The sequence below is a fragment of the Variovorax humicola genome (assembly GCF_037889915.1).
GTDB lineage: Bacteria > Pseudomonadota > Gammaproteobacteria > Burkholderiales > Burkholderiaceae_C > Variovorax > Variovorax humicola.
Genome location: NZ_JBBKZV010000022.1, coordinates 13,481 through 38,477, shown reverse-complemented (window position 1 = coordinate 38,477; position 24,997 = coordinate 13,481). Strand labels below are relative to the sequence as shown.

Genomic DNA, 24,997 nt, shown 5'->3' with positions numbered 1-24,997 from the left:
GCGGCAACCTGATAGGAGACTCAAGTCGCGGGCGGCTGCGCCGGCGGCTTGGCTTGCTCAGCCGCCGGGTCGGGACGCGTCAAGGACCATTTGCGCAGCTTGCCGTCCAGGAATTCGAGGTCGACCCACGAGCCGCCGCCGTCGGTCCAGCGATAGAGCTCCGGCTGCGTGTCTTTCGGCGTGCGCAGTTCGCCGAGCGAGCGCGTGAGCGCCATCACATGCATCAGCGCGACGCCGGGCTTGAGCTTGGCATTGAGCATCACCGCGCTGTCGACATAGCCGATCGGCCGGTTGGCCGCGCGCCGCAGTACCGCCATCGCGCGATTGAAGTGCAGCAGCAGGAACATCACGATCGCGCCCGACACCACGGCCACGCCCGGCCAGCCGTATTCGGCCCATGCAAATGCGAGCAATAAGACACCGAAAACCGGCACCAGGTATTTGCGGAAATTCATCAACGGATTGTCGCCGGTAGTCAACCCGTGCTACTGCGCGGTGCAGGTGGCGAAACTTCGCACGGAAGGCGGCAGCGTTCACCCGGCAAGCCGGTTCCCAGCGAGGCCTGTCCGGACTTGGTCCGGGCGTTTTCCTGAAGACCTGTCGCTACTGAAGCTGACGAACGACGTCCATCGCTTCCTCGATGCGTTCCACCGGGTGGATCGTGAGGCCTTCGATTTCCTTCGCGCCCCTCTTGGGCGCGTTGGCTTTGGGAACGACTGCGATGCTGAAGCCGAGCTTGGCGGCTTCGCGCAGGCGCTCCTGGCCGCGCGGCGCGGGGCGCACCTCGCCGGCCAGCCCCACTTCGCCGAACGCGATGAAGCCCTTGGGCAGCGGCTTGCCGCGCAGGCTCGACGTGATGGCCAGCATCACCGCCAGGTCGGCCGCCGGCTCGCTGATACGCACGCCGCCCACTGCATTCACGAACACGTCCTGGTCCATGCAGGCCACGCCCGCGTGGCGGTGCAGCACGGCCAGCAGCATGGCCAGGCGGTCGCGGTCGAGGCCCACGCTCAGGCGCCTCGGGCTCGGGCCGCCGTTGTCGACCAGCGCCTGGATTTCCACCAGCATCGGCCGCGTGCCTTCCAGAGTGACCAGCACCACGCTGCCCGGTACCGGCTCGGCGTGTTGGCTCAGGAAAATGGCGCTCGGGTTGGTCACACCCTTCAGGCCGCGCTCGGTCATCGCGAACACGCCGATCTCGTTGACTGCGCCGAAGCGGTTCTTGATGGCGCGCACAAGGCGGAAGCTCGAATGCGTGTCGCCTTCGAAGTACAGCACCGTGTCGACCATGTGTTCCAGCACGCGCGGGCCGGCCAATGCACCCTCCTTCGTGACGTGGCCGACCAGCACCACGGCGGTGCCGCTGGTCTTGGCGAAGCGCGTCAGGTGCGCGGCACATTCGCGCACCTGCGCGACGGAGCCTGGCGCTGAGCTGAGCTGGTCCGAATAGACGGTCTGGATCGAGTCGATCACCGCGATCGCCGGGCGATTCGCATCCAGCGTCGCGATGATCTTCTCGAGTTGGATTTCGGCCAGCACCTGCACCTGCGAATGCTCCAGCCCGAGCCGTCGTGAGCGCAGCGCGACCTGGGCGCCGCTTTCCTCGCCGGTCACGTAGAGCGCATTTTGCCCCGCACGCTGCAGCGCATCGACGGCCTGCAGCAGCAGCGTCGACTTGCCGATGCCGGGGTCCCCGCCGATCAGCGTGACGCCGCCGGCCACGATGCCGCCGCCGAGCACCCGGTCGAGCTCGTCGATGCCGGTCGGCGTGCGCGCCACATCATTGGCCTCGATCTCCGACAGCGTCGCGAGTTCGGAGGTGCCGCCCAGGGCCGTATACGGCGCGCTGAAGCGGTTGTTGCCCGCGCCGCCCCCTTGCGCTGCAACCTGCTCGACCAATGTGTTCCATGCACCGCAGCTCGGGCACTTGCCCAGCCACTTGAAGCTGACGCCGCCGCATTCGCTGCAGACGTAGTTTGTTTTTTCCTTTGCCATCGACCGAGTGTAGGGAGCGCCCGGCTGCTTCTGCGCCGAGATCTGCGGGTAAACCCGTGCGCATGTCATCGTCGCGCCACTTGCATTTTATTTAACATGTTAAATAATGGCGCCTCCCATGAACACACCATTCGTCCACCGCAACCTCCCGCGCCTGCTGCTGCAGGCACGCGAATCCGTGATGGCCCACACGCGCCCGAGCCTGCGCGAGCACGACCTGTCAGACCAGCAATGGCGCGTGCTGCGGGTGCTGGGCGAGCATGGCGCGGTCGAAACCGGCCGTGTGGCGCGCGAGGCCTTCATCCTCGGCCCGAGCCTCACCGGCATGCTCGCGCGCATGGAGCGCGACGGCCTGGTCCGGCGCAGCCGCGATCCGGAAGACCAGCGCCGCACGGTCATCGAGGCCACGGCGCAGGGCAAGAAACTGGCGCGACGCCTGTCGAGCACCATCGAGGCCCACTACGCATGGCTCGAGCAGTCGCTGGGCAAGGCCAAGCTCGAGCAGTTGTATGCCCTGCTCGACGAGCTGATCACGTTGGAGCAGCCTTCGTGAGCGTCGCCCCGTCCACCCGAAGGCGCTCGCACCGCAGTGCGACGCACGGAAGTTGCCCGATGAGCGCCGCGCCGGGCCGCCCCAAGCAAGCTCGCACCGCAGTGCGCAGCGCGGAGGTTATTGAATGAGCACCATGCCGCACTACCTTCCCACCGGCACCGTGTACGGCACGCTGCTCAACTTCCGCGCCGAGGTCGAGGCGCTCGCGCCGCAGATGACGCAACCGCCCTACAAGGCGCCTGCGAAGGCACCGGTGCTTTACGTGAAGACCGCGAACACCTGGAGCCCGCATGGCAGCGCCATCGCCGTGCCCGCGCAGGTGCCGGAAGTGGAGGTTGGCGCAAGCATCGGCATGGTGATCGGCGACGAAGGCGTCGCGGGCTTCGTGCTGATGAACGACCTGTCGATTCCGCATGCCAGCTTCTTCCGTCCACCGGTGAAGTACAAGTGCGTCGACGGCTTCCTCGGCATCGGCCCGATGCTGCGCGATGCGCAGGAAGCGGTCGACCCCGCAAGCTTCCGCATCGAAGTGCGCATCGACGGCGAGCTTCGGCAATCAATCGACTTCTCTCACCTCGTGCGCCCGGCGCAGCAATTGCTCGCCGATGTCGCCGAGTTCATGACGCTCGCGCGTGGCGACGTGCTGATGCTCGGTTGCGACGCCGGCCGACCGCTGGCCCGTGCGGGCCATCACATCGAGATTTCCGCACCGGGCTTCGAGACATTGAGCAACACGCTGAGACAGGAAGCGGCATGAAGCACGCACGCGTCATCTACGAGGGCCGCGAACACACCGGCACCGCCCACGAATTCGGCGGACTGCCCGACGCGGCCGTGCGACTCGACGACGGCCGAGTGGTGTTCCAGGACCTGCTCACCTGGCTGCCCCCGCTGGCACCCACACCGCGCCCGCGCACCATCCTCGCGCTCGGCCTCAACTATGCCGACCATGCGAAGGAACTCGAATTCAAGGCGCCCGAAGAGCCGCTGGTTTTCGTCAAGGGCGAGGGCACGCTGACAGGCCACCGCCAGGCCACGCGGCGCCCGCGCGGCGTGCAGTTCATGCACTACGAATGCGAACTCGTGATCGTCGTGGGGCGCACCGCCAAGAAGGTGCGGCGCGACGACGCCTACGACTTCATCGGCGGCTACACGGTCGCCAACGACTACGCGATCCGCGACTACCTGGAGAACTGGTACCGCCCCAACCTGCGCGTGAAGAACCGCGACACCTGCACGCCGATCGGCCCCTGGCTCGTCGATGCGAAGGACGTGGCCGACCCGATGGCGCTCGCGCTGCGGACCACGGTCAACGGCAAGGTCACGCAGTCGGGCAACACGCGCGACATGATCTTCGACGCGCCCTTTCTCATCGAATATTTCAGCAGCTTCATGACGCTGTCGCCGGGCGACCTGATCCTCACGGGCACGCCCGACGGCGTGGTCGATTGCCAGCCGGGCGACGTGGTCGTGACGGAGATCGAGGGCATCGGCGCGCTGGTCAACACCATCGCGGCAGCCTGAGCCGGCGCGCCCTTGCGGCGCATTTTTTCCAGCCCTACCCACAACCGCATCAGCGGAGACGACACGACATGATCACCGGCAAGAAGTTCATCCAGTTCACCGCGGCCGCATTGGCATTGCTGGCCGCATCGACCACCGCGCTCGCGGAGACCGCCTACCCCACCAAGCCCGTGCGCTGGGTGGTCGGCTATCCGGCCGGCGGCGGCACCGACTTTCTTGCACGCACCGTGGGCGCACAGGTGTCGCAGCAATGGAGCCAGCCCGTGGTGGTCGACAACAGGCCCGGCGCGGGCGCGATCATCGCGTCGGAAAACGTGGCGCGTTCGGCCGGCGATGGCTACACGGTGTTCTCGGCCGACAACGGCGTGCTGGTCTACAACCCCGCGCTCTACAAGAAGCTGCCCTACGACGCGGAGAAAGACTTCGCGCTGATCGGCATGATGGGCCGTTCGCCGCTCATCATCACGGCCGCGCCCAACGCCGGCATCGCCGACGCCCAGGCGCTGATCGCCGCGCTCAAGGCGTCGCCCGGCAAATACACCATCGCGACGCCGGGCACCGGCAGCCCGCACCACCTCGCGCTCGAACTGTTCCAGCGCGAGGCCGGCGTGTCGATGCTGCACGTACCCTACAAGGGCGGCGCGCCCGCGCTGCAGGACCTGATGGGCGGCCAGGTCACGCTGATGATGCTCGATCTGCCCAGCGGCGTGAGCGCCGTCAAGGCCGGCAAGGTGGTGCCGCTGCTCGCCATGTCGGCCGAGCGCGTGCCGCAATTGCCCAACACCCCCACCGCCAAGGAACTCGGCTTCGCCAACGTCGAGGCCTACACCTGGCAGGGCCTCGTCGCGCCCGCGGCCACGCCGAAAGAAATGCAGGCCAAGCTGGGCAGCGAGCTGCAGAAGGCCATGGCCGATGCCGGCGTGCGCCAGAAGCTCTACGACGCGGGCTGGGAAGCACGCCCCGCCGACGCCGCCGAAATGACGCGCTACACCGACGCGGAGCGCAAGAAATGGCACGCCTTGATCAAGGCACGCGACATCAAACTCGATTGAACCGGACTCTTTCCATGCAACAGATCAACCATCTCATCGGCGGCAAGTCCGTCACGGGCAGGGACTACTTCGAAACGGTCAACCCCGCCACGCAGGAGGTGCTGGCCGAGGTGGCCTCGGGCGGCGAAGCCGAAGTCAACGCCGCCGTGGCCGCAGCCAAGGAAGCCTTTCCGAAGTGGGCCGGCATGCCGGCACCGCAACGCGCGAAGCTGATCCGCAAGCTCGGCGACCTGATCGCGGCCCACGTGCCCGCCATCGCGCAGACCGAGACCAACGATTGCGGACAGGTCATCGCGCAGACCGGCAAGCAGCTCGTGCCGCGCGCGGCCGACAACTTCTACTACTTCGCCGAGATGTGCACGCGCGTCGATGGCCACACCTATCCGACCGAAACGCATCTGAACTACACGCTATTCCACCCGGTCGGCGTGTGCGCGCTGATCTCGCCGTGGAACGTGCCGTTCATGACAGCCACGTGGAAGGTCGCGCCCTGCCTCGCGTTCGGCAACACCGCGGTGCTGAAGATGAGCGAGCTGTCGCCGCTGACGGCGGCGCGGCTCGGCGAACTGGCGCTCGAAGCCGGCATTCCGGCCGGCGTGCTGAACCTCGTGCACGGCTACGGCAAGGAGGCGGGCGAGCCGCTGGTCTCACACGCCGACGTGCGCGCGATTTCGTTCACCGGATCGACGGCCACGGGCAACCGCATCGTGCAGAGCGCAGGCCTCAAGAAGTTCAGCATGGAGCTCGGCGGCAAAAGCCCCTTCGTGATCTTCGACGACGCGAACCTCGACCGCGCGCTCGATGCCGCGATCTTCATGATCTTCAGCAACAACGGCGAACGCTGCACGGCCGGCTCGCGCATCCTGGTGCAGCGCTCGATCTATGCGGACTTTGCGGCGAAGTTCGCAGCGCGCGCCAAGCGCATCGTCGTCGGCGATCCGCTCGACGAGAAAACCATCGTCGGCCCGATGATTTCGCAGGCACACCTGGCCAAGGTGCGCAGCTACATCGAGCTGGGTCCGAAGGAAGGCGCGACGCTGCTGTGCGGCGGCCTAGGCGCGCCCGACCTTCCGGAACGCGTGCGAAAGGGCAACTACGTGCTGCCCACCGTCTTCGCCGATGTCGACAACCGCATGAAGATCGCGCAGGACGAAATCTTCGGACCCGTCGCTTGCCTGATTCCGTTCGACGACGAGGCCGATGCGATCCGCCTGGCCAACGACATTCCCTACGGCCTCAGCAGCTATGTCTGGACCGAGAACATCGGTCGCGCGCACCGCGTGGCGGCCGCGGTCGAGGCCGGCATGTGCTTCGTCAACAGCCAGAACGTGCGCGACCTGCGCCAGCCCTTCGGTGGCACCAAGGCCTCGGGCACGGGGCGCGAAGGCGGCACCTGGAGCTACGAGGTGTTCTGCGAGCCGAAGAACGTCGCCGTGTCGATGGGCTCGCACCACATTCCCCACTGGGGAACGGCATGAAGTCGTTCCGCTTCGAGGCGCACCGGGCGCCCTCCACCCCGATCCTCCCCTCGAGGGAAGAGCCGCGAAACCGGGAGAACGTTCATGGGTAGGCTAGCACTCGCCGCCAAGATCACGCACGTGCCGTCGATGTACCTGTCGGAATTCCCCGGCCCGAACTTCGGCTGCCGCGATGCCGCGATCAACGGCCACAAGGAAATCGACCGCCGCTGCCGCGCGCTCGGCGTGGACACCATCGTGGTGTTCGACGTGCACTGGCAGGTCAACAGCGAATACCACATCAACTGCGGCCCGGCGTTCAGCGGCACCTACACCAGCAATGAGCTGCCGCACTTCATCAAGAACATGCCCTATGCCTATCCGGGCAACCCGGTGCTGGGCCACCTGATCGGCGACATGGCCAACGAGATGGGCGTGAAGAGCCGCGCCCACAGCGACACCACGCTGGGACTCGAATACGGCACGCTCGTGCCCATGCGCTACATGAACGCCGACCAACACTACAAGGTGATCAGCATCAGCGGCTGGTGCGACTGGCACGACCTGCGCGAGTCGGGCCGCTTCGGCCTGGCGGTGCGCCGCGCGATCGAGGAGCGCTACGACGGCACCGTGGCCGTGTTCGCGAGCGGATCGCTGTCGCACCACTTCGCAGACAACGGCCGCGCGCCCGAGTTCATGCACAAGGTTTACGATCCCTTCCTCGAGCAGGTCGACCGTCGCGTGGTCGAGCTGTGGAAGGCCGGCGACTGGAAGACCTTCATCGGCATGCTGCCGATGTATGCCGACAAGTGCTGGGGCGAAGGCGACATGCACGACACCGCGATGCTGCTGGGCCTGCTGGGCTGGGACCGCTACGAGGCGCCGGTGGACATCGTCACCCCGTACTTCGGCAGTTCCGGCACGGGCCAGATCAACGCCGTCTTTCCGGTCACGCCGCTGCCTGCCGATGCCATTGCCTGAGGAGTCCCCATGCCGCACCTCGTCATCCTCTACACACCGAACATCGAAGCGCAGACCGACATGCCGGCGCTGTGCCGCACGCTGGCCGACACCATGCTCGCGCAGCGCGACGAGGCCGGCAAGCAAGTGTTTCCGACCGGCGGAACGCGCGTGCTGGCCTACCCGGCCGCGCACTATGCCGTGGCCGACGGGCGCGACGACTATGCCTTCGTGTACTTGAACCTGCGCATGGCTGGCGGCCGGACCGGCGCGGTGAAGAAGGCCACCGGCGATGCGCTGCTGGCCAGTGTCAAGTCGCACTTCGATCCGATCTTCTCCAAGCGCCATCTCGGAATCACGCTGCAGATCGACGAAGGCGCCGGCCAGGTCTACGACGGCAAGCACAGCAACCTGCATCCCCTGTTCAACAAGTAGCGCCCATGCTCGACGACAACGTGATCCGGCAACTCGCGCACGAACTGCACCAGAGCGAAAAGTCGCGCGTGCAGGTCGAGCATTTCTCGAAGCGCTTCCCGCAGATGACCGTCGAGGACGGTTACGCCATCTCGCGCGAATGGATGAAGACCAAGCTGGCGGAAGGGCGCACGGTGAAAGGCCACAAGATCGGCCTGACCTCGCGCGCAATGCAGCAGGCCAGCCAGATCACCGAGCCCGACTACGGCACGCTGCTCGACGACATGTTCTTCGAGCAGGGCGGCGACATCCCGTTCACGCGCTTCATCGCGCCGCGCATCGAGGTCGAGCTCGCGTTCGTGCTCGGCAGGAAGCTCGAAGGCCCCAACGTCACGATCTTCGACGTGCTTGCCGCGACCGACTACGTGGTGCCGGCCATCGAGATCATCGACGCGCGCATCGAGCAGTTCGACCGCCACACCCGGCAGATGCGCAAGGTGTTCGACACCATCGCCGACAACGCGGCCAACGCCGGCATCGTGACCGGCGGCCGGCCGGTCAAGCCGGATGCGGTCGACCTGCGCTGGGTGAGCGCGCTGCTGTTCAAGAACGGCGTGATCGAGGAATCGGGCGTGGCCGCCGCCGTGCTCAACCATCCGGCGGCCGGCGTCGCCTGGCTGGCCAACAAGCTGGCGCCCTGGGGCGAAAGCCTGCAAGCCGGCGAGGTAGTGCTGGGGGGCTCGTTCACGCGGCCCACGACCGGCGCACCGGGCGATACATTCCATGCCGACTACGGGCCGCTCGGCTCCATTTCATTCAGATTCGCCTGAAGGAAGGACTTTTTCATGCAGACACCTCTCAACCCATTCAAGCAAGCCCTGATCGAGAAGCGCGCGCAGATCGGCCTGTGGCTCGGACTCGCCGATGGCTACAGCGCGGAGATCTGCGCGGGCGCCGGCTTCGACTGGCTGTTGATCGACGGCGAGCATTCGCCCAACGGCCTGCAGAGCATCCTGCAGCAGGCGCAGGCCATCGCGGCCTATCCGGGCGCCCATGCCATCGCGCGCGTGCCGCTCGGCCACGGGGACGCAGGCACCGCGATGATCAAGCAATACCTCGACCTCGGTTTGCAGACACTCCTGGTGCCGATGGTCGACACGCCCGCGCAGGCCAGCGCCATCGTTCGCGCGATGCGCTACCCGCCGCACGGCATCCGCGGCATGGGTGGCGCACGGGCCTCGCAATGGGGCCGCTATGGCAACTATGCGAAAGAGGCGAACGACCGGGTCTGCCTGCTGGTGCAGGCCGAGTCGCGCGAGGCGCTCGACAACCTCGATGCCATCGCGGCAATCGATGGCGTGGACGGCGTCTTCATCGGACCGGCCGACCTGTCGGCTTCGCTCGGGCATCTGGGCAACGCGGGCCATCCGGAGGTTCAGGCGGCCATCGAGGACGCGATCCGGCGCATCATTCGCGCAGGCAAGGCAGCCGGCATCCTGACGCCGGACGAAGCGCTTTCGAAGCGCTACCTGGAACTCGGCGCGACCTTCGTCGCCGTCGGGCTCGACACCAACCTGCTGGTGCGGCACACCACCGCATTGGCGGCACGCTTCAAGGCCGGCGTCACCTCGGCGCCGGCCAGCAAGACCTACTGACTCGCGCAGGGCGCTGGAGGACTGACCATGAACACCCGTCTCGACGCACCGGATGCCTCGTTGATGCATCCCGACGAGCGCGCCGCGCGCTTGCAACTGGCCGCCTGCTACCGCGTCTTCGCGATGCTGGGCTGGACCGAGATGATCTACAACCACATCACGGTGCGCCTGCCCGAGAGCGTGACGGGAGGCGAGAAGCAGTTCCTCATCAATCCCTTCGGCCTGCACTACACCGAAGTCACGGCGAGCAACCTGCTGAAGATCGACCTGCAGGGCAAGGTGCTCTGCGGCGGCACGTACCCGGTCAACCCGGCCGGCTTCACCGTGCACGCGACCATCCACGACCACATGCCCGAGGCGCACTGCGTGATGCACACGCACACCACCGCCGGGGTGGCGGTCGCCTGCCTGCAAGGCGGCTTGCAGCAGACCAACTTCTACACCGCGCAGCTGTACGACATGGTCGCGTACCACGACTTCGAGGGCATCACGATCCATGCCGACGAAGGGCCGCGACTGCTCAAGAGCATCGGCAACCGCCCGGCCGTGATCCTGCGCAACCATGGCTTGCTGGCCTGGGGCCGGACCCTGCCGCAGACCTTCGCGATTCTCTGGACCTTGCAGCGCGCCTGTGAAATACAGATGGCGACGTTCTCCATGGGCGCGGCCATTCCGGTGAGCGAAGATATTGCGCGCCGCTGCACGCGCGACGCGCTGCAGTTCAACCCCGACCACGGCGCCGGCCGCGACATGTTCGACGCGCTGGTGCGGCAGGTCGATCGCATCGACGACAGCTACAGGAAATGAAACACCCCCGAAGCGCCTGCGGCGCCTCCCCCTCGAGGGGCCTCGAGGGGGCGCACCCGGCGGCCCGGCAAAGCCGGTTCCGCGGGTGCCCACGAACAGACTTCGCTGTGCTCGTCCTGGGTTCATGCGTCGCGGATCACGCGATAGCGTGATGGAGCACTGACATGAAGATCTGCATCTACGGTGCCGGCGCCATCGGCGGCTGGATCGGCGCGGCGCTGTCGCAGGCCGGCGAGCGCATCAACGTGGTGGCGCGCGGCGCGACGCTCGAAGCATTGCAGCGCGACGGCCTGTCGCTGATGCGCGGCGACGTGCGCACGCGCGTACCAGTGAACGCCGTCGCCGACCCGGCCGATCTGGGCGAGCAGGACCTCGTCGTCGTGGCGGTGAAGGCACCTTCGCTGGCCGGCGTGGCCACGCACATCGCGCCGCTGCTGGGGCCCGACACCATCGTGCTGGTCGCGATGAACGGCGTGCCATGGTGGTTCCTGCAAGGCGGCTTCGGCGGCGCGCTGGCCGGCACGCGGCTCGCGGCGGTCGACCCGGACGGCGCCATCGCCGCCGCGATACCCGAGCGGCATGTGATCGGCGGCGTGGTGCATTGCAGTTGCTCGGTCGATGCGCCGGGCGTGGTGCGGCATCACTTCGGCAACGGGCTCATCATCGGCGAGCCGTCGGGCGAGGCCACGCCGCGCGCCCGCGCGCTGCTGGACTTGCTGACCCGCGCCGGCATCGACGCCAAGCTGTCGTCGCAGATCCAGAAGGACGTGTGGTTCAAGCTGTGGGGCAACATGACGGTGAATCCGATCAGCGCCCTGACCCGCGCAACCACCGACCTGATCCTTGGCGATGATCTGGTGCTCGGCTTCATCTCGGCCGTGATGCTGGAGGCCAAGGCGATCGGCGCGCACATCGGCATCCCGATCGCCGATACGCCGGAAGACCGCCACGTCGTTACGCGGCGGCTCGGCGCCTTCAAGACATCGATGCTGCAGGACGTGGAAGCCGGCCGCGCGGTCGAACTCGATGCGCTGGTGAGCGCGGTGCGCGAATTGGGCCAGTTGACGAAAGTCCCGACGCCATTCACCGATGCGCTGCTGGGCCTGTCGCGGCTGCAGGCGCGTCAACTCGGCTTGTACTGAACCTCACATCAGTGCACCAGGACGCTTCTGCGACCGGCGACCCACGAGACCAGGACGAGCACGGCGATGTCTGTTCGTGGGCACCTGCGGAACCGGCTTTGCCGGGCCGCCGGGTGCGCCCCCTTGAGGGGGAAGCGCCGCAGGCGCTTCGGGGGTGCTCTATTTCCCCCCGAGCATGATGCGCACCGCCTGCGGCAGCGTCGTCGCGGCCGGCAGGAAAACGTCGATCGCCGCGCCCAGCACGATGGCGCAGACCACCGCGCCGAGCAGCGGCTTCCAGGTCAGCTTCACCGCGGCCGACAGCCAACCGGCGCGCGCGAGGCGCAAGGTGGCGCGCGCGGCCACGTAGGAAAAAGCGACTTCGAGCGTGACGGCCAGCAGCACGTCGGAGCTGAAGAACAGCATCACGAGCCAGCCGGCACCCAGCACCACCGCGATGCCGATCAGGAAGATCGCTATGACCGGCACCACGATGAGGGTGCCGTCGTCGGCGGTTGCGAAGTCGAGCGAGCCGCCCGGCAGGTCGCCGAGCCCGGTGCCGTCGGCGCGCGCCAGCGAGGCATAGCTGGTGTCGGTGTCGAGACCGGTGCCGGCGTCCGGCAGGTCGACGTTCAGGACGGTGCGGTCGTCCACCAGGCGCTGCGCCCACCAGCGCAGGATCAGCAGGTACGCGACGTAGCCGACGCCCAGCGTGAAGGCGTAGCGCACCGCCAGCGAATGCGTGCCGAGGTGCCGTACCAATTCCGCAACGCCCCACATCAACAGCAGCGTGACGATGCCGATCGCGATGCCGTAGGCGCGCAGGCTGTGGCGGCGACGGAGATCGCGTTCGTAGACGCTTTCCCAAAGCCTGACGGAGCGCCAGTTGGAGAGGACTTTCATGCGCTGGCGAACAAGGCCGTCATGCAACGATCGTAGGCACCCGCAGGGCCAGCGCGCACATGAGTTCGTAACCGACCGTACCGGCAGCGCGTGCTACGTCGTCGATGGGCAACACGGTGCCGTTGACGGCCGAGCGGCCCCACAGCACGACCTCGCTGCCGAACGCCGCGTCCGGCACGGGCGTCAGGTCGACCGTGATCATGTCCATGCTCACCCGCCCGACCATGCGCGTGCGCACGCCGTTCACCAGCACCGGCGCGCCCGTGTGCGCATGGCGCGGGTAGCCGTCCGCATAGCCGACCGCGGCGACGCCGATGCGCATCGGCTGCTCGGCGGCAAAGCTGGAGCCGTAGCCCACCAATGCGCCCGGCGCCAGTTCCTGGATGCCGATGAGCCGCGTGGCCAAGGTCATGGTCGGTTGCAACTGCCAGTGCGCCGCATCGTGATCGGGAAAGTCGGGCGCGCTGCCGTACAGCAGGATGCCGGGGCGCACCCAGTCGGCGCGCGTGTCCTCGGAGTGTCTCAACAATGCGGCACTGTTGGCGATGGAGCGCTCGCCGGGCAGGTCTTCGGTCGCGCGGCGGAATGCTTTCACCTGCGCTTCGATGCCGCGTGGGCCGTCGGCGTCGCTGAAATGCGTGACCAGCGAGATCTCGTCGACCTGGGGCAGCGCGTTCAGGCGCGTCCACGCGGCGCGGTAGCGTTCGGGGGTGAAGCCGAGCCGGTTCATGCCCGAGTTCATCTTGAGGAACACGCGCTGCGGTTGCTGCGTCTTGTGCGCCGCGAGCATGTCGATCTGCTCGTCGCAATGCACCGTGTGCCAAAGGTCGAGGCGCGAACAGAGTTCGAGGTCGCGCGCGTCGAATACGCCTTCCAGCAGCAACACCGGACCGCGCCAGCCTAGTGCGCGCACACGTTCGGCTTCGCCCAGGTCGAGCAGTGCAAATCCGTCGGCGCCGCGCAGGCCTTCGTAGACACGCTCGATGCCGTGTCCGTAGGCGTTGGCCTTGACGACGGCCCACACGCGCGAGTCGAGCGCGGCGCGGCGCGCGCGATTCAGGTTGTGACGCAAGGCGTCGGCATGGATCGTGGCGAGGATGGGGCGCGGCATCGGATGGCGTGGACGTGGAGAATGGCGGAGGCACCGGCGCGCAAAACAGCACGGTCTGAGCGCGGGTGAACCCGTGGGAACCTCCCCTGATTCTGGCATTGGACCCCATGCTATAACCGCCTGTCCGCCCCGGCGGCGGAGACCTTTCCCCACTATTGCCAGCGGCCCTTTTTCCACTGGCCAGCATGCCCATCGATGAAGCGCGGTTTTTACACCATCATGTCGGCCCAGTTCTTCTCGTCCGTGGCCGACAATGCGCTTTTCGTCGCCGCCATCGAACTGTTGAGAAGCACTGGCGCCGCCGAATGGCAACGCGCCGCGCTGGTCCCGATCTTTGCCATTTTCTATGTGGTGCTGGCGCCGCTGCTGGGCGCCTTTTCCGACGCCTTGCCCAAGGGCAAGGTCATGTTCATCAGCAACGCGATCAAGGTGCTGGGCTGCATGATGATGCTGTTCGGCTCGCATCCGCTGGTGTCCTACGCGATCGTGGGGTTGGGCGCCGCGGCCTACTCGCCGGCCAAGTACGGCATCCTCACCGAACTGCTGCCGGCCTCGCAACTGGTCAAGGCCAACGGCTGGATCGAGGGGCTCACCATCGCGTCGATCATCCTGGGCATCCTGCTCGGCGGGCAACTGGTCGGCCACGCGGTGTCGCACTTCCTGCTGCAGTTCGACATGCCGTTCATCAACACCGGGATCGAGTCCGCGCCCGAAGCCGCCATCAGCGTGCTGATCTTCGTGTACCTGATCGCCGCCTGGTTCAACACGCGCATTCCGCACACCGGGGTCGAGATGCGGCCACTGCGGTCCAATCCGCGCAAGAGTTTCTTCGGCAACCTGGTGGCGCTGCTGCCTGATTTCTGGCATTGCAATTCGCGGCTCTGGCGCGATCGGCTCGGACAGATTTCGCTGGCAACCACCACGCTGTTCTGGGGCGCCAGCGGCAGCCTCAAGTACATCGTGCTGGCATGGGGCACGCTGGCATTGGGCTACAGCACGGCGCAGGCCACCGCGCTCACCGGGGTGGTGGTGGTGGGCACCGCCGTCGGCGCGGTGGTGGCATCGATGCGCATGCGGCTGGACATGGCCACGCGGGTGATCCCGATGGGTATCGGCATGGGCCTGCTGGTGATCTCGCTGAACTTCATCACCAACCTGTGGGTGGCGGTGCCGTTCCTGGTGTTGCTGGGCGGGCTGGGGGGCTTTCTGGTGGTGCCGATGAACGCGCTGCTGCAGCACCGCGGCCATAACCTGATGGGCGCGGGCCGTTCCATCGCCGTGCAGAACTTCAACGAGCAGGCCTGCATCCTGGTGCTCGGCGTGTTCTACAGCGCCTGCACCGGCGCGGGCCTGTCGGTGTACACGGCCATCGGGGCCTTCGGCGGCCTGGTCGCCGGCGTCATGTGGATCATCCAGCGCTGGTACGACTACAACTGCAAGAAGTACCCCGAGGAAATCGAGCATCTGCTGCAGATTGCGCGCAGCGACAAGCATCACTGACTCGAATCACTGGCTCGCCCCCAGGCTCCGCGCACTTCGTGCGCTCCTCCCACCCCCTGCCGGGGGCAACACCTGCGGCCCGGCAAAGCCGGTTCCGCGGTGTTTCACGAACACGCCGGGGCGTTGGGCGGGTGGAATGCCTGTGACTGACATGCTTGGCGGGCCGGACTAGGATGTTTGCCTTTACCCACTGCAAGGAATGGCGATGGCGAGTATTTATGACTTCAAGGCCACCAGCATCGACGGCAAGCCGATCGCGCTCAAGAACTTTCGCGGCAAGGTCTTGCTGATCGTCAACACGGCGAGCAAATGTGGCTTCACGCCGCAGTTCGAGGGGCTCGAGGCGCTGCACGAAAAGTATTCCGGCGAAGGCCTCACGATCCTGGGTTTTCCGTCGAACCAGTTCGGCGCGCAAGACCCGGGCACCAACGAGGAGATCGGCGCCTTCTGCACCAAGAACTACGGCGTGAGCTTTCCGATGATGGAAAAGATCGACGTCAACGGCAGCAACGCAGCGCCGCTCTACCAGTGGCTCACCAAGGAAAAGCCGGGGCTGCTCGGGATGACCGCGATCAAGTGGAATTTCACCAAGTTCCTGGTCGGGCGCGACGGCAAGGTGCTCAAGCGCTATGCGCCGCTCGACACGCCGGCCTCGATGACGCGCGATATCGAAAAAGCCTTGAAGAGCGCCTGAAAGAATCGCGCAACAAAGCGAGGAGACTGGATGACAGCATCGCCCCTCAGGACAGACGCCGTGCGCACGCCGGAAGAACGCTTCGCCGACTTGCCCGGCTATCCGTGGGCGCCGCACTACATGTCGGATCTGCCATCTCTCGCGGGCCTGCGACTGCACTACCTCGACGAAGGGCCACGCGACGCGGCACAGACTTGGCTGTGCCTGCACGGCAACCCGTCCTGGAGCTACCTCTATCGCAAGATGATCCCGATCTTCCTGGCGGCCGGGCATCGCGTGGTGGCGCCGGACCTGATCGGCTTCGGCAAGAGCGACAAGCCGAAGGACGACAGCGCCCACAGCTTCACCTGGCATCGGCAGGTGCTGCTCGAATTCGTCGAAAAGCTGGACCTGAACAACATCGTGCTGGTAGTACAGGACTGGGGCGGCCTGCTCGGCCTGACCTTGCCGATGGCAGCGCCTGCGCGTTACCGTGACCTGCTCGTCATGAACACGGCTTTTGGCACGGGCGACGCACCGCTCGGCGCCGGCTTCCTGGCGTGGCGCGAGATGTGCGCGAAGAATCCGGGGTTCGATGTGGGCCGACTCTTCGGGCGCGGCAATCCGCAGATGAGCGCTGGCGAATGCGCGGCGTACAACGCGCCGTTTCCGGATGCCACTTATCGCGCGGCATTGCGTGCCTTTCCGCCGATGGTGCCGGAGTTCGTCGATTCCGATGGCGCAGCCGTGTCGCGCGAAGCCCGCGCATTCTTCGGCTCGCAATGGCAGGGCCGCACGGTCATGGCTGTCGGCGCGCTCGACCCGGTGATGGGGGTGCCTGCGATGCAGGCGATGCAGAAACTCATCCGCAACTGCCCGGAACCCCTGGTGATCGAAAAAGGCGGGCACTTCGTGCAGGAGCATGGCGAGCACGCCGCGCACGCTGCCGTCGAAACATTTAGATGAAATGCCCTGAAGCCCTGCGGCGCCCCCCTCGCGGGGGCGTACCCGGCGGCCCGGCAGAGCCGGTTCCGCGGGGGGAGTGAAGCACCCCCGAAGCGCCTGCGGCGGCTCACCCTCCAGGGGGCGCACTCGGTGGCCCGGCAAAGCCGGTTACGCGGGCGCCCACGAACAGACTTCGCCGTGCTCGTCCTGGTTGCTTGCGTTGCGGAAGACGCCCTGCGTCGTGGAGCACTCTGAGAGCCTGTTTTCGGCTCCCGATGGGCGCTTGCTAGAAGCGGAAGTCCACCGTCTTCGGCCCGCTGGCGATCGTCACCGCCTGGTTCTTCGTCACGCCGCCGCTAGTCGCCTGCACCATGTAGGACCCGGTGGGCAAATCCACCAGGCACACGGGGCCGCGTGCGCGGAACACCAGGGCCGGGGCGGCGGTCGTCGCGTCCTGGATCGTGACGTCGACATCGGCCAGGTAGGCGCCGTCGGGCCGTGCGAACAGCAAGGACAGCGGGTGGTCCTTCATCTGAGCACGCATCGCCACCGACTCATCCGACCCGATGCCGCCGCACACGTGTGCGGGTGAATCGGATTGCGCCCAGGCGCCGCATGCCGCCATGGCGCATGCGCCAGCCACGATGCCGCTGCGCAAGTACTGAAGGGAAGCTGGGGAAACCATATCGAACTCCTTCCTGAATGTCAGGATGAGTTCATGATGCGGCGCAGCACGTTCAGGCTGGGTCGGACCCGTCCTGCAATCCGTGTGCGATCAAGCCGATGTGGCGGACGGCACAAGCGCCGCGTCGAGCAGTTCCACCCAATGCCGCACCGGCGTTTCGCTGCCGCTTTGCAGGTGCGTGATGCAGCCGATGTTGGCCGACACGATGGTGGTCGGTTGCAGCTGGTTCAGGTGGCCCAGCTTGCGGTCGCGCAGCGGATAGGCCAGTTCGGGCTGCAACACGGAATAGGTGCCGGCCGAGCCGCAACAAAGGTGCGATTCATTGCGCGCGACCTGCACGTCGAAACCGAGCGCCCGCAGGTTCACCTCGACGCCGCCGCGCAGCTTTTGGCCGTGCTGCAGTGTGCAGGGCGGGTGGTAGGCGACGACGCCGGCCGGCGCCTTCACGCGCGGCTTGAGCGAATTCACCAGGTCCGGCAGCAGCTCGCTGAGGTCCCGGGTCAGCGCACTGATGCGCGCGGCCTTGGCCGCATAGGCTGCATCGTCTTTCAGCATGTGGCCGTATTCGCGCACCGTCACGCCACAGCCCGATGCGTTCATGACGATCGCCTCGACGGCGCCGCTGTCGACCTGCGGCCACCACGCGTCGATGTTGGCGCGCATCTGCGCCTTGCCGCCTTCATGGTCGTTGAGGTGGAACTTGACGGCACCGCAGCAGCCCGCCTCCTTCGCGATGACGGTTTCTATGCCGGCCGCGTCGAGCACGCGCGCGGTCGCGCTGTTGATGTTGGGCATCATCGACGGCTGCACGCAGCCGGCGAGCATCAGCACCTTGCGCGGGTGCGTGCGCGTCGGCCACTTGCCGGCCTCCTGCTTTGCCGGCACCTTGGCCTTGAGCTTTTCGGGCAGCAGGCCGCGCACGCTCTGCCCGAGTTTCATGGCCGGGCCGAACACGGGCGACGGAAGCGTCTCCTTCAGCAGCCAGCGGGTGGCCGATTCCATCGCCGGACGCGGCACTTTCTCATCGACGATCTTGCGGCCGATGTCGACAAGGTGGCCATACTGCACGCCGCTCGGGCAAGTGCTTTCGCAGTTGCGGCAGGTGAGGCATCGGTCCAGGTGCATCTGCGTACTGCGCGTTGGCGCCTTGCCTTCGAGCACCTGCTTGATCAGGTAGATGCGTCCGCGCGGGCCGTCGAGTTCGTCGCCGAGCAATTGGTAGGTCGGGCAGGTCGCGGTACAGAAGCCGCAGTGCACGCACTTGCGCAGGATGGCTTCGGCTTCGCGGCCATCGGGGGTGTTCTGGAATTCGGGGGCGAGTTCTGTTTGCATGGCGGGTCAGGCTTCGCTGGCCAGGCGGCCACGGTTGAAGATGCGATGCGGATCGAACTCGTGCATCAGGTTGCGCTGGACGCGCGCCAGGGCGGGTGACAGCGCGTCGAATCGTGCGTCGCCTCGAAGCCGCGTCGCGTCGCGCGTCTTGAAGAGCGTTGCATGGCCTCCCACGGCCTTCGCCGCCGCACGGATCGCGGCGCCCTGCTCCGACTCGGCACGGTACCAGCGCTGTGCGCCATGCCATTCGATCAACGGCGGCTCGCCGTCGATGGACAGCGCCGTTGCGGTCTGCGGAACCGAGACGCGCCACAGGTCCTGCGTGGGTGCAATGTCCGCGAACCACGGCAAGGTCTGGTCGCGGCAGGCATCCCAATCGGCGGCGACCTGCGCGTTGTCCAGCCGCACGCCGCCGAGGTGCTTGCATGCCGACTCGACCGCAGCCACCGCGCCGCGCAGCCGGAGGTACAACACCGGCTGTCCGGCGTCTTCGACCCAGCAACTGGCATTGAGTGGAAGCGGCTGGCCGCCCCAGGCGTTCAGCAGGCGCAGTGCATCGGCCTGGCTGCAATCGAAGCGCAGCGTGGCTTGCGCGGGTGCGATCGGCAGAACCTTGAGGCTGACTTCGGTGATGAGGCCGAGCGTGCCCAGTGAACCGGCCAGCACGCGCGAAACGTCATAGCCCGCCACGTTCTTCATGACAGTGCCGCCGAAGCGCAGCAGCTCGGCCTTGCCGTTGAGCAACTCCGCACCGAGCACATGGTCGCGCACCGAGCCGACACTGGCACGCGAAGGCCCGCTCAGCCCCGCCGCGACCATGCCGCCGACGGTGCCGTTCGCCGCAAAGCGCGGCGGCTCGAAGGCGAGGCACTGGCCTTCGGCGCTCAACAGCGCCTCGAGTTCCGCCAACGGCAGGCCGGTGCGCACGGTGACGACCAGTTCGGTCGGTTCGTAGCTCACGACCCCGGCGAGCGATGCGGTATCGAGCGCCTCGCCATCGATGGCCTCGCCGTAGAAGTCCTTGGTGCCGCCACCGCGGATGCGCAGCGGGGTCGCGTTCGCAGCCGCGGCGCGCACGCGCTCGACCATCGCTTGCAAAGTGGAGTCCATGGCAGTCATCAGAAACGCGGCAAGTCCGAGAAGGGCTGCGCCTTGCCCGCACGGAACACCTGCTTGCCGTATTCGGCGCAGCGCTGCAGCGTCGGGATCACCTTGCCGGGGTTCAGCATGCCGGACGGATCGAAGGCGCGCTTCACGCCGAACATCTGCTCGTTCTCCTCGGCCGTGAACTGCACGCACATGCTGTTGAGCTTCTCCACGCCCACGCCGTGCTCGCCCGACACGGTGCCTCCCATCGCGACGCTGGTCTCCAGGATGTCGGCGCCGAACAGCTCGCAGCGATGCAGTTCGTCGGGGTCGTTGGCATCGAACAGCACCAGCGGATGCAGGTTGCCGTCGCCCGCATGGAACACGTTGCAGCAGCGCAGCTTGTATTTCTTCTCCATCTCCTGGATGGCCAGCAGGATGTCGGCCAGGCGCTTGCGCGGAATGGTCGAGTCCAGGCACATGTAGTCGGGGCTGATGCGGCCCGACGCGGGGAAGGCATTCTTGCGGCCGCTCCAGAACTTGAGGCGCTCTTCCTCGTTCTCGCTCACCGCGATGGCGGTCGCGCCGCAGCGACGCAGCACCTCGCTCATGCGGCCGATTTCTTCCTCGACCTCTTCGGGCGTGCCGTCCGATTCGCACAGCAGGATGGCCGCGGCCGTGAGGTCATAGCCCGCACGCACGAAGTCTTCGACCGCGGCGGTCATCGGCTTGTCCATCATTTCCAGCCCGGCCGGGATGATGCCCGCGGCGATCACGGCGGCCACCGCATCGCCGGCTTTGCGCACGTCGTCGAAGCTGGCCATGATGCAGCGCGCGAGTTGCGGCTTGGGCACCAGCTTGACCAGCACTTCCGTCGTCACGGCGAGCATGCCTTCGCTGCCGACCACCAGTGCCAGCAGGTCGAGCCCGGCAGCGTCGAGCGCCGCACTGCCGAATTCGACCGGTTCGCCATCGGCCATGAAGCCGCGCACGCGCAGCACGTTATGCAAGGTCAGGCCGTACTTGAGGCAATGGACGCCGCCCGAGTTCTCCGCCACATTGCCGCCGATGGTGCAGGCGATCTGGCTCGATGGGTCGGGCGCGTAGTAGAGGCCATAGGGCGCGGCCGCCTCGCTGATCGCCAGGTTGCGCACGCCGCACTGCACGCTGGCCGTGCGCGCGACCGGATCGATTTCGAGGATGTTGTTGAACTTGGCCAGCGACAGGGTCACGCCCATCGCGTCGGGCATCGCGCCGCCCGAAAGTCCGGTGCCGGCGCCGCGCGCGACCACGGGCACGGAAAGCGCGTGGCAGGCCTTGAGCACGGCCTGCACCTGCGCCGCGGTTTCGGGCAAGGCCACGACCAGCGGCCGCGCGCGATAGGCGGTGAGCCCGTCGCATTCGTAGGGCGTGGTGTCTTCGGCTTGCCAGATCAGCGCATGCGCGGGCAGATGGGCCTTCAACGCCTGCACGACCTGCGCCTGGCGTTCTGTCTTCGACAGCAGTTCTTGCTGCGTGGGCGTCGCGGGGGCATTCATGGGAGCATTCTCAATGGACGACCATCAACGTGAATGGCCACACATAGGCCTGCATCGTCACATACAGGCCGACCAGCGCAGCCAGCGCGATCGAGTGGAAGAACACGTAGCGCAGGATGTCGCCTTCGTGATTGAACCACCGCGTCGCGGTGGAAGCCACCACGATCGATTGCGCGTCGATCATCTTGCCCATGACGCCGCCGGAACTGTTGGCCGCGCCCATGAGGTTGGGCGACAGGCCAAGCTGTTCGGCCGCCACCTTCTGCATGCCGCCGAAGAGGACGTTCGATGCGGTGTCGGAGCCGGTCATCGCGACGCCGAGCCAGCCCATCAGCGTGCCGAAGAAGGGATAGAGCACGCCCGTGTTGGCGAAGGCCAGGCCGAGCGTGGTGTCGGTGCCCGAATAGCGCGTGAGCGTGCCGAGCGCGAGCATCAGCACGATGGTGACGAGCGAGTAGCGCAGAAGCCACAAGGTGCGGAAGAAGGTGCGCACGATCTCGACCGGGCTGTATTTCATGAACAGCGCGCTCACGACCGCCGAGAACAGGATGCCGGTGCCGGTGGCCGACAGCAGGCTCAGCACGTACACGGCGCCTTCCTTGGTGGGCGCAGTGACCACCGGTGGCATCTTCTCGACCAGGTTGTGCAGGCCGCCCATCGGGAACGAGGGCGCGAAGATGCCGTTGAGGGCGGCCTTGACCTGCGGCAAGCCCCACACGAAGACGAATACCGACAGGATCAGCCACGGCGTCCAGGCACGGACCAGCGCCTCGCGGCTGTGGACCACGATCTGCGCCGGCGGCTTGGCTTCGTGCGCGCTCACATCCTTGCCGCGCAGCGAGGGCGAATGCCAGATTTTCCTGGGCTGCCAGACACGCAGGAACAGCACCAGGCTCACCATCGAGACGATGGCCGCGATGATGTCCACCAGTTCCGGCCCGATGAAGTTGGAGACCAGGTATTGCGGCAGCGCGAACGACACGCCCGTCACCAGGATCGCGGGCCAGATTTCCATCATCGCCTTGCGGCCGGCAAAGGCCCAGATCAGCCAGAACGGCACCAGCAGCGAGAAGAACGGCAGTTGCCGGCCGATCATCGCGGTGACTTCCATCAGGTCGTAGCCGTGCACCTTGGCCAGCGTGATGACCGGCGTGCCCAGCGCACCAAAGGCCACCGGCGCGGTATTGGCGATCAGGCTCAGGCCCGAGGCGGCCAGCGGCGAGAAGCCGAGCCCGATCAGGATGCCTGCCGTCACCGCCACCGGCGTGCCGAATCCGGCCGCGCCTTCGAAGAACGCGCCGAAGCAGAACGAGATCAGCAGCAATTGGATGCGCCGGTCCTCGGTGATGCCCGAGAGCGAATCCTGCAGCACCTTGAAGCTGCCGTTCTGCTCGGCCAGTTGCTGCAGGAAGATGATGTTGAGCACGATCCACCCGATCGGCAGCAAGCCCGTGAAGCCGCCGAACAGGGCTGCGCGCCCGGCCATGTCGGCCGGCATGCCATAGGCGAACACTGCGACCGCCAGCGCCGCGAGCAGCCCCAGTCCGGCCGCGATGTGCGCCTTGATGTGGAAGAAGCCGAGGCATGCGAGCATCACCACCACTGGAATCGCGGCGAGCGCGGTGGAAATGATCATGTTGCCGAACGGGTCGTAGATCTGCTGCCAGGTCATGCGTTGTGTCTCCGGATGTTGTGTCCGTGACTCTAGGCAAGGGCGCCCCATCGCGGGTTGATCGTTTTTTGCCCGGCACTTGAGGAAATTTTGCGGACCCCGATCCGGCGCGGCCCGGATCCGGTCAGCGCAGCGTGCGCACCATCCAGTCGACGAAGGCCGCGCACTGCCACCGCTCCAGCGCGCCGGGCTGCCAGCAGATGTAGTGCCGGTGCGGCGATGGCACCGGCTGGTCCGACAGCGGCACCAGCCTCCCCGATTCGAGCCACGCCGCGCCCAGTTTCAACCGCACCAGCGCCACGCCGAAGCCACTCGCGGCCGCGTCGTAGAACAGGCCCAGGTCGTTGAACTGCGAACCGACGTTCGGCTCCGGATTGTCGACGCCACAGTTGGTGAACCAGGTGCTCCAGGGTTCCAGCGGACTGCGGATCAGGCGCGCACCGGCGATCTCCGCGCGCGTGCGGAATCCGTCGAAGGGGCCGAACTCGTTGAGATAGCTGTGGCTGCAGGCAGGCACCACCTGCTCTTCCATCAGCAGGCGGTGCTCGCAGTCGGCGTAGGCGCCCGTGCCGTAGCGCACTTCCAGGTCGGCCTCCTCCGCGGTCACGTCGAGCAACGGGATCGACACCTGCATTACCAGGTCGACATCGGGATAGAGGTTGCGGAACAGTTCGAGCCGCGGCATCAGGAACTGGCGGCTGAACGTGGGCGTGACCGCCACGCGCAGGCGCGTCCTGCGCTGCTCCGCCTTGCTGCCCGGCACGGCCTGCAGGGCGGCGAGCCCGGTGCGCACGTTGGCCAGGTAGGCGGCACCGTCGGAGGTGAGGTTGAAGTCGCTGCGGCCGAACAGCTTGAAACCCACGTGCGATTCGAGTTGCCGGATGCGGTGGCTGACCGCGCTGGCGGTCACGCAGAGTTCGTCGGCCGCGCGGCCCGCGTGCCGCAACCGCGCCACGGCCTCGAAGGTCAGCAGGCACTGGATCGGCGGGATGTGCTGGAGGGACATGGGATCAATCGTCGAAGAAGCTGACCGGCAGTCCTTGCGCCTCCATGCGCCGCATGAGTACCGAGCCCGATGCCGGCAGGCGCTCCAACTCGGCCGCGGGCCGGCCCTTGCGCCCGCTGGTGACGAACAGCGTGCGCAAGTCGTCACCGCCGAAGCAGGGCATGGTCGGACATTGCACCGGCAAGGCAACGGCCTCGCGCTGTTCGCCGTGCGGCGTGAGTCGCAACAGTTGCGCGCCTTCGAACATGGCGGCCCAGTAGTCGCCCGCCGCGTCGACGGTCGCACCGTCGGGTCTGCCCTGGTAGGCCACGCCGCTGCCCGACGTCCACCCGTCGGGCTTCAGGTCGAACTGGCGGAACACGCGTTCGCGCGAGAGCGTGTTGACCTCGGCAGCCCAGTCCCACGCGCGAACGACATGCGCCCCCGTATCGGACCAATAGAGCGTGCCGCCGTCCGGCGCAAAGCCGAGCCCGTTGGCGGTGAGGGCCTCGTTGGCCTTCTTCGTCACGACAGGCGTGCGCCCACCGCGCGCGTCGAGGCAGTAGAGCGTGGCATTGCGTTGCGTCTTCGGCTCGTTCAAAGTGCCCGCCCAGAACCGCCCCAGCGCATCGCATTTGCCGTCGTTGAAGCGCATCGTCGCCGTGTCGTAGTCGGCCGCCACCATCGATTGCAGCGCCCCGCCCCATTCCTTGGCACGGTAGATGCCGCTGCGCAGCGCCATCACCAGCCCGCCGCGCTTCGCAGGCGCGATGCACCCCGGTTCTTCCGCCAGCGCCCAGCGCTCGACGGCGACATCGACGCCAATGTCACCACGCGTACGCAGCACCGCACGCCCCGGAATATCGACCCAATAGAGTGATCGTTCCGCCGGGTGCCAGAACGGCGATTCACCCAGCTCGCACTGTGAGTTGGAAAGCGTTTGCCACATGATCCCGGCATTGTGCGGGCAAGAACCCCCGCCCCCACGATGTAGTCGCCTTCAAAAGCAAAAGCCACCCAAAGGTGGCT

Annotated in this window: 24 protein-coding genes and 1 pseudogene; 14 read left to right on the top strand and 11 right to left on the bottom strand. The window is 66.8% G+C overall.

The features are described 5' to 3' along the window. Positions 1 to 20 precede the first annotated feature (20 nt). A complete protein-coding gene (locus tag WKW80_RS25945; RefSeq protein ID WP_340366457.1) occupies positions 21 to 455 on the bottom strand; it encodes a glycerate kinase in 435 nt (144 codons plus the stop codon). A gap of 148 nt (positions 456 to 603) precedes the next feature. Continuing rightward, positions 604 to 1,995: a DNA repair protein RadA gene (gene radA, locus WKW80_RS25940; protein ID WP_340366456.1), complete on the bottom strand. Its 1,392-nt coding sequence runs from the start codon at positions 1,993 to 1,995 to the stop codon at positions 604 to 606. 118 nt (positions 1,996 to 2,113) lie between these two features. On the opposite strand from radA, the gene hpaR reads away from it, so the two are divergent. From hpaR to WKW80_RS25885, 11 genes are all read left to right on the top strand, one after another. Further along, the gene (gene hpaR, locus WKW80_RS25935) at positions 2,114 to 2,548 is read left to right on the top strand and encodes a homoprotocatechuate degradation operon regulator HpaR (RefSeq protein WP_340366455.1); all 435 of its coding nucleotides are present in this window, start codon (positions 2,114 to 2,116) and stop codon (positions 2,546 to 2,548) included. Between the two features lie 124 nt (positions 2,549 to 2,672). Further along, on the top strand, positions 2,673 to 3,305 hold the full coding sequence (locus WKW80_RS25930) for a fumarylacetoacetate hydrolase family protein (protein WP_340366454.1): 633 nt from the start codon (positions 2,673 to 2,675) through the stop codon (positions 3,303 to 3,305). Then, on the top strand, positions 3,302 to 4,072 hold the full coding sequence (locus tag WKW80_RS25925) for a fumarylacetoacetate hydrolase family protein (protein WP_340366453.1): 771 nt from the start codon (positions 3,302 to 3,304) through the stop codon (positions 4,070 to 4,072). The genes WKW80_RS25930 and WKW80_RS25925 overlap by 4 nt, the downstream gene beginning before the upstream one ends. A gap of 68 nt (positions 4,073 to 4,140) precedes the next feature. After that, positions 4,141 to 5,124 (top strand): Bug family tripartite tricarboxylate transporter substrate binding protein, encoded by a 984-nt coding sequence (locus WKW80_RS25920; RefSeq protein ID WP_340366452.1) that lies wholly within the window; start codon positions 4,141 to 4,143, stop codon positions 5,122 to 5,124. Positions 5,125 to 5,138: 14 nt separating this feature from the next. Continuing rightward, on the top strand, positions 5,139 to 6,602 hold the full coding sequence (gene hpaE / locus WKW80_RS25915; protein ID WP_340366451.1) for a 5-carboxymethyl-2-hydroxymuconate semialdehyde dehydrogenase: 1,464 nt from the start codon (positions 5,139 to 5,141) through the stop codon (positions 6,600 to 6,602). 84 nt (positions 6,603 to 6,686) lie between these two features. Further along, the gene (hpaD, locus tag WKW80_RS25910) at positions 6,687 to 7,562 is read left to right on the top strand and encodes a 3,4-dihydroxyphenylacetate 2,3-dioxygenase (RefSeq protein ID WP_340366450.1); all 876 of its coding nucleotides are present in this window, start codon (positions 6,687 to 6,689) and stop codon (positions 7,560 to 7,562) included. A gap of 9 nt (positions 7,563 to 7,571) precedes the next feature. Beyond that, the gene (locus WKW80_RS25905) at positions 7,572 to 7,976 is read left to right on the top strand and encodes a 5-carboxymethyl-2-hydroxymuconate Delta-isomerase (protein ID WP_340366449.1); all 405 of its coding nucleotides are present in this window, start codon (positions 7,572 to 7,574) and stop codon (positions 7,974 to 7,976) included. A 5-nt stretch (positions 7,977 to 7,981) separates the two neighbouring features. Next, entirely contained in the window at positions 7,982 to 8,785 is an 804-nt protein-coding gene (gene hpaH, locus WKW80_RS25900; RefSeq protein ID WP_340366448.1) for a 2-oxo-hept-4-ene-1,7-dioate hydratase, read from the top strand. Positions 8,786 to 8,800: 15 nt separating this feature from the next. Then, on the top strand, positions 8,801 to 9,610 hold the full coding sequence (locus WKW80_RS25895; RefSeq protein WP_340366447.1) for an aldolase/citrate lyase family protein: 810 nt from the start codon (positions 8,801 to 8,803) through the stop codon (positions 9,608 to 9,610). Positions 9,611 to 9,637: 27 nt separating this feature from the next. Next, positions 9,638 to 10,417, top strand: coding sequence for a class II aldolase/adducin family protein (locus WKW80_RS25890; protein ID WP_340366446.1), 780 nt, complete (start codon positions 9,638 to 9,640; stop codon positions 10,415 to 10,417). Between the two features lie 164 nt (positions 10,418 to 10,581). Further along, positions 10,582 to 11,559 carry a 2-dehydropantoate 2-reductase gene (locus WKW80_RS25885; RefSeq protein WP_340366445.1) on the top strand — a complete coding sequence of 326 codons (978 nt, stop codon included), beginning with the start codon at positions 10,582 to 10,584 and terminating at the stop codon, positions 11,557 to 11,559. A 159-nt stretch (positions 11,560 to 11,718) separates the two neighbouring features. Here the strand turns inward: WKW80_RS25885 and WKW80_RS25880 are convergent, their stop codons facing one another. Both WKW80_RS25880 and alr read right to left on the bottom strand, forming a co-directional pair. Further along, positions 11,719 to 12,441: a hypothetical protein gene (locus tag WKW80_RS25880; RefSeq protein ID WP_340366444.1), complete on the bottom strand. Its 723-nt coding sequence runs from the start codon at positions 12,439 to 12,441 to the stop codon at positions 11,719 to 11,721. 19 nt (positions 12,442 to 12,460) lie between these two features. Beyond that, a complete protein-coding gene (gene alr / locus WKW80_RS25875) occupies positions 12,461 to 13,552 on the bottom strand; it encodes an alanine racemase (protein WP_340366443.1) in 1,092 nt (363 codons plus the stop codon). Positions 13,553 to 13,747: 195 nt separating this feature from the next. Between alr and lplT the strand changes: the two genes are divergently transcribed. The 3 genes and pseudogenes from lplT to WKW80_RS25860 all read left to right on the top strand — a co-directional run. Next, entirely contained in the window at positions 13,748 to 15,052 is a 1,305-nt protein-coding gene (lplT, locus tag WKW80_RS25870) for a lysophospholipid transporter LplT (RefSeq protein ID WP_340366442.1), read from the top strand. Positions 15,053 to 15,257: 205 nt separating this feature from the next. Beyond that, complete coding sequence (locus tag WKW80_RS25865) at positions 15,258 to 15,746, top strand: glutathione peroxidase (RefSeq protein ID WP_340366440.1); 489 nt, start codon at positions 15,258 to 15,260, stop codon at positions 15,744 to 15,746. A 39-nt stretch (positions 15,747 to 15,785) separates the two neighbouring features. Further along, positions 15,786 to 16,691: pseudogene (locus tag WKW80_RS25860) on the top strand (haloalkane dehalogenase); the annotation flags it as partial. Positions 16,692 to 16,956: 265 nt separating this feature from the next. Here the strand turns inward: WKW80_RS25860 and WKW80_RS25855 are convergent. The 7 genes from WKW80_RS25855 to WKW80_RS25825 form a co-directional block, all read right to left on the bottom strand. Then, complete coding sequence (locus WKW80_RS25855; protein ID WP_340366439.1) at positions 16,957 to 17,355, bottom strand: carboxypeptidase regulatory-like domain-containing protein; 399 nt, start codon at positions 17,353 to 17,355, stop codon at positions 16,957 to 16,959. A gap of 90 nt (positions 17,356 to 17,445) precedes the next feature. Beyond that, positions 17,446 to 18,687 (bottom strand): glycolate oxidase subunit GlcF, encoded by a 1,242-nt coding sequence (gene glcF / locus WKW80_RS25850; protein WP_340366438.1) that lies wholly within the window; start codon positions 18,685 to 18,687, stop codon positions 17,446 to 17,448. A gap of 6 nt (positions 18,688 to 18,693) precedes the next feature. Further along, a complete protein-coding gene (gene glcE, locus WKW80_RS25845) occupies positions 18,694 to 19,806 on the bottom strand; it encodes a glycolate oxidase subunit GlcE (RefSeq protein WP_340366437.1) in 1,113 nt (370 codons plus the stop codon). Next, a complete protein-coding gene (locus WKW80_RS25840) occupies positions 19,806 to 21,311 on the bottom strand; it encodes an FAD-linked oxidase C-terminal domain-containing protein (RefSeq protein WP_340366436.1) in 1,506 nt (501 codons plus the stop codon). The genes glcE and WKW80_RS25840 overlap by 1 nt, the downstream gene beginning before the upstream one ends. Positions 21,312 to 21,321: 10 nt before the next feature. After that, positions 21,322 to 22,983 (bottom strand): L-lactate permease, encoded by a 1,662-nt coding sequence (locus WKW80_RS25835; protein WP_340366435.1) that lies wholly within the window; start codon positions 22,981 to 22,983, stop codon positions 21,322 to 21,324. A gap of 124 nt (positions 22,984 to 23,107) precedes the next feature. Next, positions 23,108 to 23,989, bottom strand: a complete 882-nt coding sequence (locus WKW80_RS25830) for a LysR substrate-binding domain-containing protein (protein ID WP_340366434.1) — start codon at positions 23,987 to 23,989, stop codon at positions 23,108 to 23,110. Between the two features lie 4 nt (positions 23,990 to 23,993). Further along, positions 23,994 to 24,917 (bottom strand): SMP-30/gluconolactonase/LRE family protein, encoded by a 924-nt coding sequence (locus tag WKW80_RS25825; protein ID WP_340366433.1) that lies wholly within the window; start codon positions 24,915 to 24,917, stop codon positions 23,994 to 23,996. Positions 24,918 to 24,997: the final 80 nt, after the last annotated feature.

Coding starts and splice junctions, on each gene's coding strand:
- WKW80_RS25945 (WP_340366457.1), bottom strand. CDS start 455: ATGAATTTCCGCAAATACCTGGTGCCGGTTTTCGGTGTCTTATTGCTC.
- radA (WP_340366456.1), bottom strand. CDS start 1,995: ATGGCAAAGGAAAAAACAAACTACGTCTGCAGCGAATGCGGCGGCGTC.
- hpaR (WP_340366455.1), top strand. CDS start 2,114: ATGAACACACCATTCGTCCACCGCAACCTCCCGCGCCTGCTGCTGCAG.
- WKW80_RS25930 (WP_340366454.1), top strand. CDS start 2,673: ATGAGCACCATGCCGCACTACCTTCCCACCGGCACCGTGTACGGCACG.
- WKW80_RS25925 (WP_340366453.1), top strand. CDS start 3,302: ATGAAGCACGCACGCGTCATCTACGAGGGCCGCGAACACACCGGCACC.
- WKW80_RS25920 (WP_340366452.1), top strand. CDS start 4,141: ATGATCACCGGCAAGAAGTTCATCCAGTTCACCGCGGCCGCATTGGCA.
- hpaE (WP_340366451.1), top strand. CDS start 5,139: ATGCAACAGATCAACCATCTCATCGGCGGCAAGTCCGTCACGGGCAGG.
- hpaD (WP_340366450.1), top strand. CDS start 6,687: ATGGGTAGGCTAGCACTCGCCGCCAAGATCACGCACGTGCCGTCGATG.
- WKW80_RS25905 (WP_340366449.1), top strand. CDS start 7,572: ATGCCGCACCTCGTCATCCTCTACACACCGAACATCGAAGCGCAGACC.
- hpaH (WP_340366448.1), top strand. CDS start 7,982: ATGCTCGACGACAACGTGATCCGGCAACTCGCGCACGAACTGCACCAG.
- WKW80_RS25895 (WP_340366447.1), top strand. CDS start 8,801: ATGCAGACACCTCTCAACCCATTCAAGCAAGCCCTGATCGAGAAGCGC.
- WKW80_RS25890 (WP_340366446.1), top strand. CDS start 9,638: ATGAACACCCGTCTCGACGCACCGGATGCCTCGTTGATGCATCCCGAC.
- WKW80_RS25885 (WP_340366445.1), top strand. CDS start 10,582: ATGAAGATCTGCATCTACGGTGCCGGCGCCATCGGCGGCTGGATCGGC.
- WKW80_RS25880 (WP_340366444.1), bottom strand. CDS start 12,441: ATGAAAGTCCTCTCCAACTGGCGCTCCGTCAGGCTTTGGGAAAGCGTC.
- alr (WP_340366443.1), bottom strand. CDS start 13,552: ATGCCGCGCCCCATCCTCGCCACGATCCATGCCGACGCCTTGCGTCAC.
- lplT (WP_340366442.1), top strand. CDS start 13,748: ATGAAGCGCGGTTTTTACACCATCATGTCGGCCCAGTTCTTCTCGTCC.
- WKW80_RS25865 (WP_340366440.1), top strand. CDS start 15,258: ATGGCGAGTATTTATGACTTCAAGGCCACCAGCATCGACGGCAAGCCG.
- WKW80_RS25855 (WP_340366439.1), bottom strand. CDS start 17,355: ATGGTTTCCCCAGCTTCCCTTCAGTACTTGCGCAGCGGCATCGTGGCT.
- glcF (WP_340366438.1), bottom strand. CDS start 18,687: ATGCAAACAGAACTCGCCCCCGAATTCCAGAACACCCCCGATGGCCGC.
- glcE (WP_340366437.1), bottom strand. CDS start 19,806: ATGACTGCCATGGACTCCACTTTGCAAGCGATGGTCGAGCGCGTGCGC.
- WKW80_RS25840 (WP_340366436.1), bottom strand. CDS start 21,311: ATGAATGCCCCCGCGACGCCCACGCAGCAAGAACTGCTGTCGAAGACA.
- WKW80_RS25835 (WP_340366435.1), bottom strand. CDS start 22,983: ATGACCTGGCAGCAGATCTACGACCCGTTCGGCAACATGATCATTTCC.
- WKW80_RS25830 (WP_340366434.1), bottom strand. CDS start 23,989: ATGTCCCTCCAGCACATCCCGCCGATCCAGTGCCTGCTGACCTTCGAG.
- WKW80_RS25825 (WP_340366433.1), bottom strand. CDS start 24,917: ATGTGGCAAACGCTTTCCAACTCACAGTGCGAGCTGGGTGAATCGCCG.